The following is a 16,562-nucleotide window of genomic DNA, read 5'->3' as shown; positions in this document are numbered from 1 at the left end:
AACCCCACCTGCGGTTTTGTTCCCCAAAACGACCCATCATCGGGAGGGGGCTAGCCGAGCCAAGCCATCTGCTGCGTCCACGACGGACCTGCGTCGGGAGCATCATCGCGGGTGACGGTGGCCTGGATCAAACCGTAGGGACGGTCGTCGGCGTTGAACACCTCTTTGTTGTTCTCGACGCCGAAAGGGGAGAGGTCGTAGACAAAATGATGGATGTTCGGAGCGGACAACTTGACCTCGGCGATGTAGTCGTACGTCTCCAGGATGGTCTTGCCCATCTGATACAGCGTCTGCTGCAACGCCAATGACTGGACCGTGGCGAACTTGTCGACGATGATCTGCTTGATGGCGGGATAAATCGCTTCCCAATCGACGTCGGTGGTCGTGAAGCGCCACTTTGCGACCAGGGATGTCGACATCACGCGGTCGGTGGTCGGTTGCAGGATGGTGTACTCGTCTTCGAGGAAGTCGTGGAACTCCGATCCCGTCGACTTCAGGACGACCAGATCCTTCAGACCTCCGATGACCCAGGTCTTTTGGGCATCGCCCTTGCCTTCGACGGTGATGTCGGCCGTGCGGATTTCCTGACCCTTGCGAACCCACGTGTGGTTGTGTTCCTTGCCGTCCACCACCGCTCGTTCCCAGGCGTACTCCTCGATCTCGATACGGGCCCCGTCGACGGGATCGTTGTCATCGACGAAATGGTGGGCGAGGTCGAGGCCGTACTGCTCGATACTCGAGATGCCCTTTTCCTTGGCGTAGGCGTAGGCCGTCTGCTTCTGGGTGTCGGTCGGCAGGACCTTCCGTTGGTCACCGTCGGTGTGGGCGGCGGAGAAGTCGCCGCGCAGTGCACTGCCGACGTTGATGTCCTTGATCTCGTGTCGCGGGGTATCGCGATAGATCCGAACGACGCGGTTCTCGGCTTTGCCGTACTGGTTCTCGCCCAGAATGATGCCCATGGTGCTTCTAGTCTCTTTCCCTTTTATCAGCTGCCGCGGTAGGTGGAATATGCAAACGGGCTGAGCAGCAGCGGTACATGATGGTGCCGCGTGGTGTCCACGACGGCGAACGCGATGGTCACCTCCGGATAGAAGTTCTCGATCTCCCTCGCGCTGAACCATGAACCGGTGTCGAACGTGAGGCGATAGATTCCTTCGGCGAGGTCACCTCCGGTCACCGAAGCGATGCGGCCGTCGGAATCGGTGATCGCCGAGGCCAATTCGACTCCGGCATCGTCATGCAGTGTGACGGTCAACCCAGGCGCGGGAAGTCCGGTGACCGCATCGAGGACGTGGGTGCTCAAGCCGGTCACGGGCGAGCACCTTCCTCCTCGTCGACGTAATGGACCGCGGGCTCGAGCATCACTCGCAACCGCCGACGGTTGATCTTCCCCAGTTCCATTCGCATGACCCGTCGTTCCGTCTGCGGGTCGTTGCCCATCCGCTCTTTGAGGATGGACAGCAACTCGGCTGCCGGTCTGCCATTGGCGAACACGAGATAGACGTGACCGAACTTGCTCTCGTACTCGGCGTTGCACTTCTTGAGCTCGTCGATGGTCGCGGCGTCGGCACCAACGACCCCAGATTGCTCGTCGGCCGACGACGGGTTGTCGGCACGGTCACCGATGCGTGGGTGCCCGTCGAGGGCCTCGTCGAGATCGGATTCGGTGAGCTCGGCCAAGATCAGATCCGCACGCTCGAACAGTGCTTCGTCGTCGGTGAACGGCCGCCCTGCCGCAACCCGGATCGCCCAGATCCGCGAGGTGCAGCACTCGTAGAGGGCGTGGATGGCTTGGCGGTCGCTCAGTTCGTTGAAGCTCTCGACACCGCGCCAGTCGACTCGTCGCACGGATTCTCCTGCCTTTCGTATCAGCCCATCACGTCTTGGAAACGGTTGAACCGCGCCGACACAATGGGATTGGCGTCTGCCACGAGATCGTCGAATCGGTAGTTCGCGATCTTCGCTATCTCGATCAACGCAAACGACTTCTCGCTGCCTGCTGCATTGTCCATGCGAGTCCAGCCATTCCGGAGTACGCGCTCATACCGCTCGGTCTCTCTGGCGCAGATCACCAGCGGGAAACCGAACTGCTGACGATAGGCTTTTGCCAACTCGACGATGTTATCGTGCTCTTCCTCTTCGAGATTGGACAACGCGGTGTGATCTGAGGCGATCATGTCGCCGACCTCGTCCTCGGCGTCGAGATCGGGGAACGCCCGGATCAATTCCAGTTGCTGCTCGTCGCTGCCGGTGAGGAGCGCGTCCTGGAAGGAAGCCCGCAGGTCATGGGCATTGTCGAACGGACGCTGCTCGTACGCCGCGTCGACGACCCACGTCACGTTCTGTACCAGCCCGCCAAAGGTCTCTCGGAACTTCTCCAGGCTCATCTTGTTGATCTCGGCCAAGCGGATCGAGCCGCCACCTGCGATCGCGACACCGCGACTGCCGGTGTGGAAGAACAACAGGTTCAGCAGCAACGCGGTGATGGCACCCATGGTGATTCCGGCCCCGAACGGGATCTGGAGCAGAACCCCGGGCACGGCCTGATCGACGCCGGACATACCCGGTACCTCGACCACGTTGCCGTCGACGATGACCTCCGACGGTGTCGAGGACTGGCTGAACTCCACGTACAGACCCATGGCGAGTGACGTGCTGACGATGATCAGGTTCCGGTGGTCGGTGAAGTCGACTTTCCCGAGGGTGTGGATGCCGACCACCGCGACCGTGGCGAACAAGGTCATCGCGGCACCGCCGAGCACCGGCGTGGGGATGGCTTCGACGATCTTGGCGGTTTTGGGAAGCAGGCCCAGCAGGATCATGATGCTGCCGGCTGCGGCAACCACCCAGCGACTCTTGACGCCGGTGAGGCGCACGAGCCCGACGTTCTCGGAGAACGCGGTGTAGGGGAACGAGTTGAAGATGCCGCCGATCACGGTGGCCAGGCCGTCCGCTCGAACGGTGGCCGCGATGTCTTCCTTCTTGATGCGTTTGCCGACGATCTCACCGGTTGCGAACACCGAACCGGTGGATTCCACGGCGATGATCATCATGACCACGATCATCATCACGATGGCGATGAGGTCGAAGCGTGGTGCACCGAATGCGAAGGGCGGGGTGAATCCGACCCAGTCGGCGTCGCCGACAGCGCTGAAGTTCGTGTCGCCGAGGATCCAGGCGACGATGGTCCCGACCACCAGGCCCAGCAGCACCGCGATGGTCGCCCAGAAGCCACGGAAGAAGCGTTGCATGAGGACGATCAGGAAGATGGTGCCCACCGCGTACAGCAGCCAGCGACCGTTGCCTGCGTCCGAGGTGTGGGTGGCGGGATCTGTGGTTGCGTCCCCGATGCCGACAGGCAGCAGCGCGATTCCGATGATCGTGATGATGGTTCCGGTCACGACAGGCGGGAAGAACCGGATCAGTCTGGCGAAGAACGGTGCGATCAGGAAGGTGAAGACGCCCGCGCAGATGACGGCGCCGTAGACGGTCAGCAGGCCCACGCGTTCTCCGCCGTTGTCGTTGGCGATCTTGATGACCGGCGCGAGTGCGGCGAACGTGATGCCCTGTAGCAGCGGAAGCCGGACGCCGATCTTCCAGATGCCTACCGCCTGCAGGATGGAAGCGATACCACAGGTGAAGAGGTCGGCGGTGATGAGCATCGTGAGTGCGTCGCCGTCGAGGCCGATGGCGCCGGCGATGATGAGCGGGACCAGCACTGCGCCCGCGTAGAACGCGATGACGTGCTGGAAGCCCAGAACCGCGAGTTTGCCGACCGGCGGGACCTCGTCGACAGGATGAACCCGCTTCTTTCTGACAGGCAGAACGGGGGGAGTGGCTGTGGAGTCGGCCTCGGGTTCGCTACTCATCGTGATACCTCTTGGAAGAAAGGGTCCTATAGGGCGCACAGCGGTCGACACTTTGCGGATCGACCGTATTGCTCAGAGAAAGGATCACCCCAACTCGACTTGTCCGCAGGGCGAGAAAACGCAATATATCGTCGCCGACAGGCAGTGCCATGCGATGAACTCGCCATTGTCACTCGTCGGCCGGACAGTGTCTGGGAGGTGGCTGTGAAGGGTTTGCCCGAGGAACGTGTCTCGGTCGACGGAACTCCGACGGTCGTGGGCGTGCTGCTCGCCGCGGGTGGGGGAACGCGATACGGAATGCCGAAGATCCTTGCAGAACAAGGTGAATGGCTACGCCGGTGCGTGGCAGCACTGTTGGCAGGAGGCTGCTGCAGGGTGTTCGTCACGGTGGGTGCCGCAGCAGCGACGATGCCCCAGGGGGCCGAGGCCGTGCAGGTCCCTATGTGGCGTGAAGGACTGAGTGAGTCGGTGCGCGCCGGGCTTCTTCGCGCCCGCGACTGCCAGGGTGTGGTCGGGGTTGTTTTACACGTTGTTGACATTCCCGATGTCTCGGCAGCTCAGGTCGAGAGACTGCTGGCCGCGGCAGGCCCTGCGGCACAGGCATTGGCGCGCGCGACCCACCTTGGGCAGATCGGGCATCCGGCGTACATCGGTGCCGATCACTTTGGCGCCGTACTCGATTCACTGATGGGTGATCGCGGCGCAGGGGCCTTCTTCGCCGGCCGGGTGGACGTCATCGACGTCGAGTGCGGCGACCTCGGCACCGGCCTCGATCACGACTATCCAGGGCCCGGTCTCTAACCGACGATCCTGTAACCGAGTGCGCCCTCGGCGAATCTGCGGACCACCGGGCGTGCCGCGGCGAGGGGTTCGTCGTACCCCTCGCGCGCGTAACCGGTCAGGCAGGCCTCGCCTTCGTCGCCCAGCGGTTCGATCGCGATCTCGGCGAGCATCTCGCCGGTGGTGGGTTCACAGACGGCCCAGGTGAATCGCGTCTCGTCATCCCACCCGCGTTCGCACGCACGCACGTAGTCGGGGTCGGTGACACCGGCCAGCGCGAGCGCCGGCCGGTCGGTCACCCGGTCGTCATCACGCAGGGCGCGCAGATACCACGCGCCTGCGTTGATCTCGACAGCCTCGATGGTGCTGTCCTACTTGAGCTCGAACAGGACCGTGCCCTGGGTGACCGCTGCACCGGCTTCGATGGACAGTCCGGTCACGACACCGTCCTTGTGGGCGGTGACCGGGTTCTCCATCTTCATGGCCTCGAGAACCACGACGAGTTCGCCCGCGGTGACCTCTTGGCCTTCGGTGACAGCCACCTTGACGACGGTGCCCTGCATGGGTGCGCTCACGGCATCACCCGATGCCGCGGCGGCGCCGCCCTTGGCGCGGGTACGGGACTTCGGCTTCTTCTTGACGGCGCCGTTCGAATTGCCGCCCCCGCCGAGAGCGAGGTCGCCGGGGAGCGAGACCTCGAGGCGGCGTCCACCGACCTCGACCACGACGGTCTTGCGTGGCTCGGCGTCGTCCTCCTCGATGGGCTGCGCGCCGGTGTACGGCTCGATCGGGTTCTCCCAATCGGTTTCGATCCATTTGGTGTAGATGTCGAAGCCTTCGCCATCGCCGATGAAGGCGGGATTCGAGACGATGTGGCGGTGGAACGGGAGCACGGTGGCCAGGCCCTCGACCTGGAACTCGGCCAGAGCGCGGCGTGAGCGCTCGAGCGCCTGCTCGCGGTTCTCGCCGGTGACGATCAGCTTCGCCAGCATCGAGTCGAACTGACCGCCGATGACGTCACCCTCGACGACGCCGGAATCGACGCGGACACCGGGGCCCGTCGGCTCCTTGTAGACACTGATGGGACCGGGGGCGGGCAGGAAGCCACGGCCGGCGTCCTCGCCGTTGATCCGGAACTCGAAGGAGTGGCCGCGGGGGGTCGGATCCTCGGTGAACTCGAGTTTCTCACCGGCAGCGATCCGGAACTGCTGACGCACGAGGTCGATGCCGGCGGTCTCTTCCGTGACCGGGTGCTCGACCTGCAGGCGGGTGTTGACCTCGAGGAACGAGACCAATCCGTCCGCGCCGACGAGGAACTCGACGGTGCCGGCGCCGTAGTACCCGGCTTCCTTGCAGATGGCCTTCGCCGAAGAGTGAATTCTCTCCCGCTGTTCAACCGTCAGGAAGGGGGCGGGTGCCTCTTCGACCAGCTTCTGGAAACGGCGCTGCAACGAGCAGTCGCGGGTTCCGGCGACGATGACGTTGCCATGCTGGTCGGCGATGACCTGGGCCTCGACGTGGCGGGCCTTGTCGAGGTAACGCTCGACGAAGCACTCGCCGCGGCCGAATGCGGCGACGGCCTCACGGGTCGCCGAGTCGAACAGCTCAGGAATCTCTTCGATCGTGTACGCCACCTTCATGCCGCGACCACCACCACCGAATGCTGCCTTGATCGCAACGGGTACACCGTGCTCCTGCGCGAACGCGACGACCTCGCCGGCGTCCTTCGCGGGGTCCTTGGTGCCGGGTGCCATGGGGGCGTTCGCCTTCAGGGCGATGTGACGCGCGGTGACCTTGTCGCCGAGGTCTCGGATCGACTGCGGGGACGGCCCGATCCAGGTGAGCCCGGCGTCGATGACGGCCTGGGCGAACTCGGCGTTCTCGGACAGGAAGCCGTAGCCGGGGTGGATGGCGTCGGCGCCGGACTTGGCGGCGGCGTCGAGGATCTTGTCGAAGACAAGGTACGACTCGGCCGAGGTCTGGCCACCCAGGGCGAAGGCCTCGTCGGCCAGCTTCACGAAGAGGGCGTCCGCATCGGGTTCTGCGTACACCGCGACGCTGGACAGGCCGGCGTCCTTTGCGGCCCGGATCACTCGTACCGCGATTTCTCCGCGGTTGGCGATGAGGACTTTCGTGAGTGCTGTGCTGGCGTGACTTGGCACTTGATCTCCTGTTGGGCGCTGGTGGATGAGCGTCGGCGACATTGTCTCGGGTATCGATGTCTCGGTACGTGGGCCGCCGCGGCCACGGGTCGTGGTCGGCAGCACTCAATGGAGTCTAAGCACCTCGTTCTCCGGGCTCGACCCCAACCCACAGATCGCTCGCTCGGTGCGGTTTTCCTACTCGCGGGTAACTTTTCCGTAGGTGCTCTGGTCGCCGATCGCGGTGAGGAAATCGCCGAATGCACCGAGGAAACGGCCGACCTGATTGTGGGTTCGACCGTGCGAGGGGAAGCGGGCCGAGATGCGCAGCCCCGACGCCGTGCGGTTGATCCAGATGTACACCTCGTCTGCCGAATAGTTGTGGCTGCGCAGAACCCGTGCCCGGCCGGCGTCGGCCTCGGCGTTACCGGGGGCGAACCGCAGATCTATGAACGAGACCACGAATTTCGGCTCCGGGAAGTCGAACTCCTGCCCGAGGATCTGCCCGACGCGAAGGAACGGCAGACTCGATGCTTTACGGACCCGCCGCAGTTCCTCGGTGGCACGTCCGATCGCCTGGCCGAAATCGGCCGGCTGGGAGCTGTCGAGCCGGAACGGGACGGTCGCCACGAACCAGCCGAGGGCCCCGAACCACTGCTGGTCGCCCCGAGTGTGGCGGGGGATGACGCACCGCATCACCGGGCCACCACCGAGGTCGGCATACACCGCGCCGAGCGCCGCCATGACGCCGGCGAAAAGCGAGCCGCCTGCCGCCGAACACACAGCGGTGAATCTGTTGGTCTGTTCGTCGTCGAGCAGCTCGGCGGTGATCGACCCTTGCGGGGTGAGTTCGGCGTGCTCGTCCGCCCCGGACTCGTGGCCGGGCTCGACCTGGGCAGGTTCGGCGTCACCGCCGAGTTCGAAGCCCGGGAGCTTCCCTCCGGTGTCGCGCAGGAAGTCCGACCACACTGCGATCGCCTCGTGATCGGAGCCTGCCGCGTCCGCCTCACGGCGCTGGTACGCGCTGAAATCGACGTACGAACCCACGGCGGGAAGGTCGGGTTGGACCTTGCGGCGGCTCGCTGCGTAGAGCGACACCAACTCGTGCTGGGCCATGATCAGCGAGTAACCGTCGACCAGCGAATGGTCGGCCGCGAACAGCAGCGTGAATGAACGTTCGCGGGCGACCGTCGCGAAAAGGTATGCGGGCCACTGCAATGGCGCGGTCGCCCGGTCGAAGGTGCCGCTGAGTTGGTCCAGGAGTGGTCCCGGTTCGCCGTACCAGCCGACCTTGCCCATTTTCAGTTTCACCGAGCCGGGGGGCGTCGTCATCCGGGCCAGGCGGTCGGCCCAGATGACCACATGACTGCGCAGCACCTCGTGCCGGTCGATCCACATCGAGAAGGTGGAGCGGATCGCAGGGATGGACAGGGGCTCGTCGAAATCGATGGCCAGCCCGAGCCAGGATTCGCGTCCGCCTTCACGGCGGTGGCGTAGCCGGTACTCGAATGCCGAGCGCAGGTGCTGCTCGTGATTGTGGGACGTGGGCCGGGAATCGGCCTTCCAGTGCGCCAATCCGCCGTCGGTGTACGGCGACCACTCGACCAGCCCGCCCGGTTCGACGGGCTGGTCCATCATCTGGATGAACTTCATCGACCCGTCGGGCCCAGGTGCGCTTTGATGCGGGCCAGCATGGCCGCCATCCCGCGAAGTCGCAGCGGGCTGATCGCGGAGTCGAGGCCGAGGCTGGTGTAGAAGTCTCCGGGTACCGCCAGTATCTCCGCTGCGCTGGCCCCGTTGAGCCCCTGATGGAGAATGGATGCGAATCCGCGGGTGGTCGGCGCCTGTGGTGGAGCGCTGAAGAAGAGCTGGATCGAGTCGGGGTCGCTGTCGTCCACCGAGAGGAACAACGGTGACTGGCACTCGGGCACCGGTTCCATCGCCGCCTCGGCGAGGTCGTCCGGCAATTCGGGGAGTTCGTCGGAGAACTCGAGTAGCAGCTGGATCTTCTCCGAGTCAGAGAGGGCGGCGAAGTCCTCGATGATCTCGTCGAGCGCCGCGGTCACCGCGTGCCACTCGCGGTGCCCGGTTCGTCGCCGGTGACGATCGGCGCCCGCACCGCGTTGCCCCATTCGGTCCAGGAGCCGTCGTAGTTGCGGACCTTGTCGAAACCGAGCAGATGCGTGAGCACGAACCAGGTGTGCGACGAGCGCTCCCCGATGCGGCAGTAGACGATGGTCGACTGGTCGGGGGCGAAGTCCGAGTACAGCTCGCGCAGCTCCGCGGCCGGTTTGAACCGCCCGTCCGGGGCCGCGGCCTTTGCCCATGGGATCGACACCGCGGTGGGGATGTGGCCGCCGCGCAGCGCACCTTCCTGTGGGTACTCCGGCATATGGGTGCGCTCACCGGAGTACTCCTGCGGTGACCGGACGTCGATGAGTGGTTCGGTGCCGATGCCGGCCCTCACCTCGTCGGCGAATGCTCTGATCTGCGAGTCATCGCGTTGCACGACCGGATAGTCGGACTCGGGGTAGTCGGGTACATCGAAGGTGATGTCGCGGTCCTCGGAGAACCAGGCGTCACGGCCACCATCGAGCAAGCGGACGTCTTCGTGGCCGAACAGCGTGAACACCCACAGAGCGTAGGCGGCCCACCAGTTGCTCTTGTCGCCATAGATGACCACGGTGTCATCGCGGCGAATTCCTTTGCTGCGCATCAGCTCCGCGAACTGTTCGCCGGAGATGTAGTCGCGGGTCACCGGGTCGTTGAGGTGCAGATGCCAATCGACCTTCTGCGCGGTCGGGATGTGCCCGATGTCGAACAGGAGCACATCTTCGTCGGATTCGACGATCTTGAGACCGTCGGTGCCGAGGTGGGCGCTGAGCCACTCGGTACTGACCAGGCGCTCGGGGTGAACGTACTCGGCAAAGCCGGGGTTGTTGTCGATCTCCACGGTCACGGGTTTGCTCCAAATCGGCTGGGCGTTGCGGGGGCGAATACCTCACGAGCGTAGTGCGCGGGAGGAGCTCGTGGAGCTACCAGGGTTGCCGCAGGAACCGGGAGAGTTCACCGAGGAACGATGAGATGACCGGCTCGGCGGCATCGGTGCCCGGATACCGGCTGCGCAGGGCGAGCCCACGCTCGGTCCGCGAAATCCAGAATTGCGCGTCGTCGGCGGTGGTCACGTTGGACACGTGGTGCGCCCCGATGTCCTCGTGCGCGGACCCACCGGGGAGTCCGCGGTAGTCGACGAACGAGACCATGAAGATGTCACTTCGCTGATGGTTGAGGCCTCCCATCGCCGCGAGGACGTGTGGGACGGGCACCTCGCCGAGGGAGACCGCCGTGCGCAGCGCCGGACCCGCACGCTGAACGGATTCGTTGAAGTCCTCGGTCGCGGCCACGTTGATCGGTGCGTTGGTCGTGAACCAGCCGACCGCACCGCGCCACTGTTCGGAGCGGCGGGTGTGCAGTGGGAACAGCAGTGACATCTGTGGGCCGCCCCCAAGAACCCGGACGCACCGTGCCATCGCGGCGAGCATGCCCGCGAACACGGATGCACCATTGCGCCGGCAGAACACCTCGAAAGCGGCGGTGGTGCCTGCATCGAGCAGGTCGCGCAGGTCCACCGCCTGAGGTGCCGACTGACCGGGAGGCAGTCCGAGGTCGAGCGGGAAACCCGGAGGGGTGTTGTCGTGCTCGTCGAAGAACTTCAGCCAGGCACGCATCCGCGGGTCACGGGGGCCGATGATCGCGGCCTCTGCTTCAGCGGCGCAGTAATCGACGAAGTTGCCCGCCATCGGCATCGTGTCGGCGAAGAATCCGCCGGGTTCGGTGAGGCAACCGCGATAGAGCTGATAGAGGTCGTCGATGATGATCGACATCGAGTACGCGTCTACATGGGCGTGGTCGAAGCCACAGAAGACGGTCGAGCGCTCGGCCCGATCGATTGCGGCCAACAGGTAGGCGGGAAAACCGAACGGGTGGCACGCCGTGTTCAACGTGCTCCACAGCAGATCCCGCAATCCAACAGGTGAGTCCGTTCGGACCATGGGCTCCTGCTTCAGGATCAGCTCGGCGGGGTCGTAGAGTTCCCGTTCGATCTCGCCGTCGCGTCGCACGAATGCACTGTGCAACGTGCCGTGGCGTGCGATCAGCAGTCGATAGGCGCGTTCGAGTGCTTTGTCGTCGACCCGCCCTTCGATATCGAATGCTGCTGCAAGCCAGACGCTTTCGCCTTCGGTTCCACTCAGGTGGAAACCTTGGTTGAACGAGGGCGGTACCGGCGAGGCGACAGGTTGAACGGCGCCGGAGTCGACCGTCCACTGCATCAGGTTGCCGGGATCGGGTAGGTAGCGGTCAATGGTGGTGACGTGCAAGCGCGGTTACCTCGATCCGATGTTCATGGCAGAGACATCTCTTCCGTCGCACATCCCGTGGGTCCCGGACTCGGTACAGCGTAGTCCCCGCCGGTGACGACCCGATCGAAAACCGACCACAGGTGTTCGTGATACCGCTTGACCTGAAGCTGGGCCAGAGTGGTGTCCGGGGTCTGGCTGCCGAGGTAGAGACGATCGTCGTCGCGGTTGAACCACATCGAGGCATTTGCGGTCCGGCCTTCTCCGGTGAAGAGCACGCCGCGGTCATAGGCTTGCCCTCCGTATCCGGGGAAACGGCGAAAATCGATGTATGACAGGAGGTTGGGACTTGCCGCGACATCGGCGGGCGAGGCGCCCGAAGTCAGCAGCGCGGCGATGACGCTCTGTGCGGGAACGGCGGCGAGACGTTTCGCCCTGGTGTAGCCGGCCAACGCGGCCGGCACCAGATCGGTGAACGATCGTGCGCCTTCGACGCCGAACGCGACCGGGGCGAAGTTGCAGAACCAGCCCTGGGACATCCCGAAGTCGGCGACGAGCCGCGTCGCGAGTACCGAGATCCCGAAATAGTCGGCGCGGGCGGCCAGTTCGTACTCCGTGAGTGCAACCGCGGCGTAGATCCCCGACAAAAAGGTGCCGCCGGCCTCCGTGCAGATGCGCTCGAACCGGGCGATGCCGTCGGCGTCGAGCAGGTTGAGTTCGACCGGGCGGACCGGGGCCGTCTCACCTGGCGCCAGGCCCAGGTCCAGGGGGAATCCCGGCATGGATCCGCCATGTGAATCGAAGATGTCGCGCCACTCGACGATCTCGGTGGAGTCGGCGGTAAAACCGGCGGCGAGTTGATTCTCCAGCCGCGCGTACTCGACGAAACTGCCGGTGGGTGCGCTCGCGAAGTGGGCCGGCGCGTTTCCGGTGATCTCGGCGTCGTACAACTCCGCGATCTCGGCGAGCGCCAGAGCCTGGGAGGCCCCGTCGCTCAGCGCGTGGTCGCACCCGTAGTACAGGGTGAAGCTGCCGGCACGGCTGATCGCCCCGAATGCGAATCCCGGCCAGCTCGTCGCCACCGCTTCATTCCCGAAGCGGTGGTGGAGGTACTCCCGGAATTGCTCGGACTCGGTGAACTCTCCGACCACCCCGACCTCGAAGTCGACAGCCTCGGGATCGAGGAGGTATCGGGTGATCGCGACCCCGTCGGTGTCGAACCAGGTTCGCAGACCCTCATGGCGTAGTACGAAACTGCGCAATGCCCGGGTCAGGGCACTGCGATCGAGATCACCGTCGATGTCGGTGCCCGAGCCGAGATAGGCCTTGTGGTCACCGCCGCCCTGCCGAGCGACATGGCATGCCTTGATGTGATTCTCCTGCAGGAAAGACAGGGGGCCCGCGTCCTGGGTTGCCGCTGCCGCGCGTACCCGCGCGGTCGCCGTCGGATGCCACTCGAGCAGGGTGCCACCGGCCGGGGTCCACCAATCCATCGCGGTGATGATCACGTTGAGCGCCTCTCTGTACCGGGAAGTCGTCCCGCTGAACCGGTCTAGGCCGGGAACTTGTCTTGCGAGTAGTGGATCGTGAGCGAGGTCGGTGAACGACCGGCGGTGGGATGGTCACCGTCGCGGGCGAACCCGAGCAGTAGTTCACCGAGGGCATCGATGAAACGTCGTACTCCTGTGTCGGCGACCTCGGTTGCAGGAAAGCGGGCCGACACCGTCATGCCGACCGGGGTCCGGGCGATCCACAGGTACACCTCGTCGTCCGAGAATGTGCCGCTGCGCAGGGTGCGTGCGCGCCACCGTTCCCATTCCGCCGCCCCGGGCACGAATCTCACGTCGAGGTAGGAGACCACGAACTGTGGGACTGCGTGCCTTCCGAGCAATTGGGCGATGCGAGGGTAGGGATAGCGGGCGAAGCTCTTGGTGGCGGCCACCGCTTCCGCGCTCGCCCCCATGCAGTCACCAAAGGTCTCGGCGGCGGTGATGTCCACCTCGACCGGGATGATGCCGACGTACCAGCCGACCGATTCGACGTACTGTGACTCGTGACGGGTGTGCATCGGCATCACGAATCGCAGCGTGGACTCGCCCACGAGTTCGCGTTGCGCCAGCGCGAGCGACGCGAGTACGGCCGACTGCATGTTGTGCCCGAGTTCGCGGCAGTTGGCGTTGACTCGGTTGACCTCCTCCGTCGACAGCAGCCACGTGGACATCCCGTTCTGCTGCCGGCCCGCATGTGGGTTGATGCCCTCGGGTTTGACCGGCAGTCCGAAACGGGGGAACTGCCCGTCTCCCGCGTCGAGAAATCGCTGCCACTTCTCGACCGCGTGATGCTCAGCGGTGAGCCCGCCGCCGATGATGCGATCGTTCGCGCTGAAGTCGACATGACTGCCGATCTCGGACAGAGCGGGATCGATTCCGTGGAGTTCGTACGCGTACAAGCGCTGGATCTCGCTGATGGCCAGCAGCATCGAATACGCGTCCATCACCGAGTGGTCGGCTCCGAAGACCACGAGGAAGCCGTTGCCGGCAATCGGTGCGTCGGCGTCGGAGATGGTTGCCACCAGGCAGTGCGGCCACGTCAGCGGTGAGATCTGGGTGTCGAACAGGTCGACCAGGTGTGCACGTACGTGAGCCCCGTTCCCGAGTCGACCGACGGAATGGGGAGCCACCTCCAGCACCTCGCCGGAGCTGGTGAGCCGGGCGAGGTGGGTACGACCCTGCGCGTCAACAGTTTTGGTCACCGTGGTTCGGAATGCCTCGTGTCGGAGCATCCACGCCCGGAGCGTTCGCCTGACGGCGTCGGCATCAAACGGCAGGTGAATCTCGAAAGCTGACCCAAGCCAAGCAGATTGGCCGTTTGACGGTTCACCCGACAGCCCGCGCGTGTAATGGTCTTCGTGGTCGTAGGTGAGAGGGCGGGAGTCCACGGACCAGCATGCGCCGTCGGCCCCGGTCGTGGGTATCCACTCGGTGAGACTGCCCGAGGGCAGCGGATAATCTGCAAGTTCAGTGAATTCCATAGTCCCGCATCCGGTTTCCGGTGATGACGTGTGATTGAGATCGCTGATCGTCGGAGAGGTTCTGACTGCGCTTCCCAATCGTATGGCTGAACTCACGCGATTTCGTCGCGAGGATAAAGTGTTGTTCATCACGTTTAGCGTTGCAAACAGTCGGACAACACAGTTCTTCGGAAGTGCGTGAAACGGTTGTCCAATCGCTGAAAACAATCTCCTAACTGGCATTTTGTCAGGCGCGGTACGAGTGGCGGGGCAGCGTCTGCATGGCGTAGTCGCGTACTTTTTGCGAGTTGGTGTCCGTCATGTGACATCGATGTGAAATAAGTTGGCTTACAGTCGCTTTGATGGGAAACGAAAAGTCGCCGGACCGTGTGCCACTCTTGCGGGAATTCGTTGGCAGGGACTAACCTTCGGCTGTGGGGTAAATGCTCGACGGAATACATTCGTCGTTCGATATTTCTTCTGCCCTATATGTTGGCGTCGTGGCCGGATAGGGAAATGGCCAGGTAGCGAAATGTGATCCAAACGGGGCGACCAGAAGCGGTGTCCATTAGGAGGAGAAACGCGATGGGCAACCGATCACCGCTGGCGATCGAGGCGACCGGACTCGTGAAGAGCTACGGCACCTTTCGTGCAGTCGATGGCATAGACCTCGCAGTACCTGCGGGCATCGTCTATGCCGTGCTCGGGCCCAACGGTGCCGGCAAGACCACCACCGTGCGCATGCTCGCCACACTGCTTCGGCCCGACGCCGGACATGCGGCGGTCTTCGGTTACGACGTCGTCCGCGATGCCACGGCCGTGCGATCCCTGATCGGGGTGACGGGTCAGTATGCGTCCGTAGACGAAGATCTGACCGCGGCCGAGAACCTGATGATCTTCGGCAAGCTCCTCGGCTTGTCGCGGACTGCGGCGAAATCCAAAGCGGCTCAACTCCTCGAGGAGTTCGGCCTGGAAGCCGCGGCCGACAGGTCTCTGCGGCACTTCTCCGGTGGTATGCGTCGGCGCCTCGACCTCGCGGCCAGCTTGATCTCGCGCCCACCGTTGCTGTTTCTCGACGAACCGACCACCGGACTCGACCCGCGGACCCGCGCGCAGATGTGGACCACGATCCGAGCGCTGGTCGCCGCAGGTTCCACCGTGCTGCTGACCACGCAGTATCTCGAGGAAGCCGATCAGTTGGCCGATCGTATCGCGGTGATCGACAACGGCCGGCTCGTCGCGGACGGAACCGCGGACGACCTGAAGGCTGCCGTCGGGTCCTCGACGCTCGGCCTGGCCCTGAGTGATCCGACGGCGGCCGGGGAGGCGGCGGGCATTGTCGCCGGCTACACACGCACGGAGGCCACCGTGTCCGGCAACGGAGGGGTCGCCGCACCATTGGACGATCTCTCGCTCCTACCGGAGCTGTTGTTCGCGCTGCGAGCGGCGGGCATCGAGCTTCGGGAGATCAATGTTCAGAAGCCCAGCCTCGACGAGGTGTTCTTCACCATCACCGGGCAGCCCACGGAGGTACCCGAGATCCGGGAGGACGCCGCATGACCGCGGGTACCGGAATCCCGTTCGATCCCGAAGTCGCTGCGTTGCTTGCCGACCGGCACATCCCGAAACACGTCTCGATGGGCAGATCGGTCTCGCAGGCACTGACCATGGCCGAGCGTGGGTTGCTCAAGATCAAGCACAATCCGCAACAGCTGTTCGACGTGGTCATCCTGCCGATCGTGTTCACGGTGTTGTTCTCGAGCATCTTCGGTGGAGCCATCGCCGGCAACGTCAACGCGTATCTTCCGCTGCTGATCCCGGGTGTGCTGGTCCAGGTCGCCGTCGCGGCGTCGGTGACCACCGGTGTGCAACTGCGCGAGGATCTCGACAAGGGCGTCTTCGATCGTTTCAAATCTCTTCCCATCGCCCGGATCTCACCACTGGCCGGTTCGCTGCTGGCGGATGTGGTGCGCTATGTGGTGGCGACCGGGGTGACGGTTCTTGTCGGATTCGCGATGGGATACCGCCCCGGAAGTATCGCCGGGCTTCTTGCCGGCTGTCTGCTCGTCATCGTCGTGGCATTCGCGTTGAGCTGGATATTTGCGCTGATGGGAGTCCTGATGAACAAGGCATCCACGGTGCAGGGGGTCTCGATGCTGATCCTGATGCCGCTGACCTTCGTGTCGAACGCGTTGGTGCCCGTCACGACGTTGCCCGGGTGGATGCAGTCTTTCGCGTCGGTCAATCCCGTCTCGCATCTCGTCTCCGCGGTACGAGAACTGGCCGTCGACGGACATTTCGGTCCGCAGATCGCCTGGTCGCTGATCGGAGCTCTGGTGGTGCTCGCCATCTTTGCACCCCTGACCCTGCGGGTGTACATGCGCAAGACCTGACCGATCTGTCA

General features: G+C 64.2%; 15 protein-coding genes. 3 read left to right on the top strand and 12 right to left on the bottom strand.

The annotated features are described in order from the left end of the window. Positions 1-50 precede the first annotated feature (50 nt). From pucL to J3S28_RS20025, 4 genes are read right to left on the bottom strand one after another with little or no spacing between them, the layout of a single operon-like run. Positions 51-959, bottom strand: coding sequence for a factor-independent urate hydroxylase (pucL, locus tag J3S28_RS20040; RefSeq protein WP_207842515.1), 909 nt, complete (start codon positions 957-959; stop codon positions 51-53). 26 nt (positions 960-985) lie between these two features. Further along, the gene (uraH, locus tag J3S28_RS20035) at positions 986-1,312 is read right to left on the bottom strand and encodes a hydroxyisourate hydrolase (RefSeq protein ID WP_207842514.1); all 327 of its coding nucleotides are present in this window, start codon (positions 1,310-1,312) and stop codon (positions 986-988) included. Next, positions 1,309-1,848 carry a 2-oxo-4-hydroxy-4-carboxy-5-ureidoimidazoline decarboxylase gene (gene uraD, locus J3S28_RS20030; RefSeq protein WP_207842513.1) on the bottom strand — a complete coding sequence of 180 codons (540 nt, stop codon included), beginning with the start codon at positions 1,846-1,848 and terminating at the stop codon, positions 1,309-1,311. Before uraD ends, uraH begins: the two co-directional genes overlap by 4 nt. Positions 1,849-1,868: 20 nt before the next feature. Beyond that, a complete protein-coding gene (locus J3S28_RS20025) occupies positions 1,869-3,869 on the bottom strand; it encodes a solute carrier family 23 protein (protein WP_207842512.1) in 2,001 nt (666 codons plus the stop codon). A gap of 204 nt (positions 3,870-4,073) precedes the next feature. Here J3S28_RS20025 and J3S28_RS28430 point away from each other — a divergent pair, with 204 nt between their 5' ends. Further along, a complete protein-coding gene (locus tag J3S28_RS28430; protein ID WP_307797306.1) occupies positions 4,074-4,670 on the top strand; it encodes a nucleotidyltransferase family protein in 597 nt (198 codons plus the stop codon). Here the strand turns inward: J3S28_RS28430 and J3S28_RS20015 are convergent. The 8 genes from J3S28_RS20015 to J3S28_RS19980 all read right to left on the bottom strand — a co-directional run bounded on the left by J3S28_RS20015 (position 4,667) and on the right by J3S28_RS19980 (position 13,900). Further along, a complete protein-coding gene (locus J3S28_RS20015; protein ID WP_207842730.1) occupies positions 4,667-5,011 on the bottom strand; it encodes a hypothetical protein in 345 nt (114 codons plus the stop codon). The genes J3S28_RS28430 and J3S28_RS20015 overlap by 4 nt on opposite strands. Before the next feature lie 9 nt (positions 5,012-5,020). Continuing rightward, entirely contained in the window at positions 5,021-6,853 is a 1,833-nt protein-coding gene (locus J3S28_RS20010; protein WP_237341869.1) for an ATP-binding protein, read from the bottom strand. Positions 6,854-6,988: 135 nt separating this feature from the next. Continuing rightward, on the bottom strand, positions 6,989-8,443 hold the full coding sequence (locus J3S28_RS20005) for a condensation domain-containing protein (RefSeq protein WP_207842509.1): 1,455 nt from the start codon (positions 8,441-8,443) through the stop codon (positions 6,989-6,991). Then, positions 8,440-8,856 (bottom strand): SufE family protein, encoded by a 417-nt coding sequence (locus J3S28_RS20000; protein ID WP_307797280.1) that lies wholly within the window; start codon positions 8,854-8,856, stop codon positions 8,440-8,442. The genes J3S28_RS20005 and J3S28_RS20000 overlap by 4 nt, the downstream gene beginning before the upstream one ends. Further along, positions 8,853-9,749 carry a sulfurtransferase gene (locus J3S28_RS19995; RefSeq protein ID WP_207842507.1) on the bottom strand — a complete coding sequence of 299 codons (897 nt, stop codon included), beginning with the start codon at positions 9,747-9,749 and terminating at the stop codon, positions 8,853-8,855. Before J3S28_RS19995 ends, J3S28_RS20000 begins: the two co-directional genes overlap by 4 nt. Before the next feature lie 76 nt (positions 9,750-9,825). After that, complete coding sequence (locus tag J3S28_RS19990; RefSeq protein ID WP_207842506.1) at positions 9,826-11,169, bottom strand: condensation domain-containing protein; 1,344 nt, start codon at positions 11,167-11,169, stop codon at positions 9,826-9,828. Positions 11,170-11,192: 23 nt separating this feature from the next. Further along, positions 11,193-12,656: a condensation domain-containing protein gene (locus tag J3S28_RS19985; RefSeq protein ID WP_207842505.1), complete on the bottom strand. Its 1,464-nt coding sequence runs from the start codon at positions 12,654-12,656 to the stop codon at positions 11,193-11,195. Positions 12,657-12,700: 44 nt separating this feature from the next. Beyond that, positions 12,701-13,900, bottom strand: a complete 1,200-nt coding sequence (locus tag J3S28_RS19980; RefSeq protein WP_207842504.1) for a condensation domain-containing protein — start codon at positions 13,898-13,900, stop codon at positions 12,701-12,703. Positions 13,901-14,743: 843 nt separating this feature from the next. Between J3S28_RS19980 and J3S28_RS19975 the strand changes: the two genes are divergently transcribed. Together J3S28_RS19975 and J3S28_RS19970 are read left to right on the top strand one after the other, a co-directional pair. Further along, positions 14,744-15,718, top strand: a complete 975-nt coding sequence (locus J3S28_RS19975; RefSeq protein ID WP_207842503.1) for an ATP-binding cassette domain-containing protein — start codon at positions 14,744-14,746, stop codon at positions 15,716-15,718. Then, the gene (locus J3S28_RS19970) at positions 15,715-16,551 is read left to right on the top strand and encodes an ABC transporter permease (RefSeq protein WP_237341848.1); all 837 of its coding nucleotides are present in this window, start codon (positions 15,715-15,717) and stop codon (positions 16,549-16,551) included. The genes J3S28_RS19975 and J3S28_RS19970 overlap by 4 nt, the downstream gene beginning before the upstream one ends. The last annotated feature ends 11 nt before the right edge of the window (positions 16,552-16,562 follow it).

Origin of the sequence: Williamsia soli, assembly GCF_017377795.1 — a bacterium.
GTDB lineage: Bacteria > Actinomycetota > Actinomycetes > Mycobacteriales > Mycobacteriaceae > Williamsia > Williamsia soli.
Note: the sequence above shows the minus strand (reverse complement) of the source record. Positions and strands in the feature narration are given on the sequence as shown.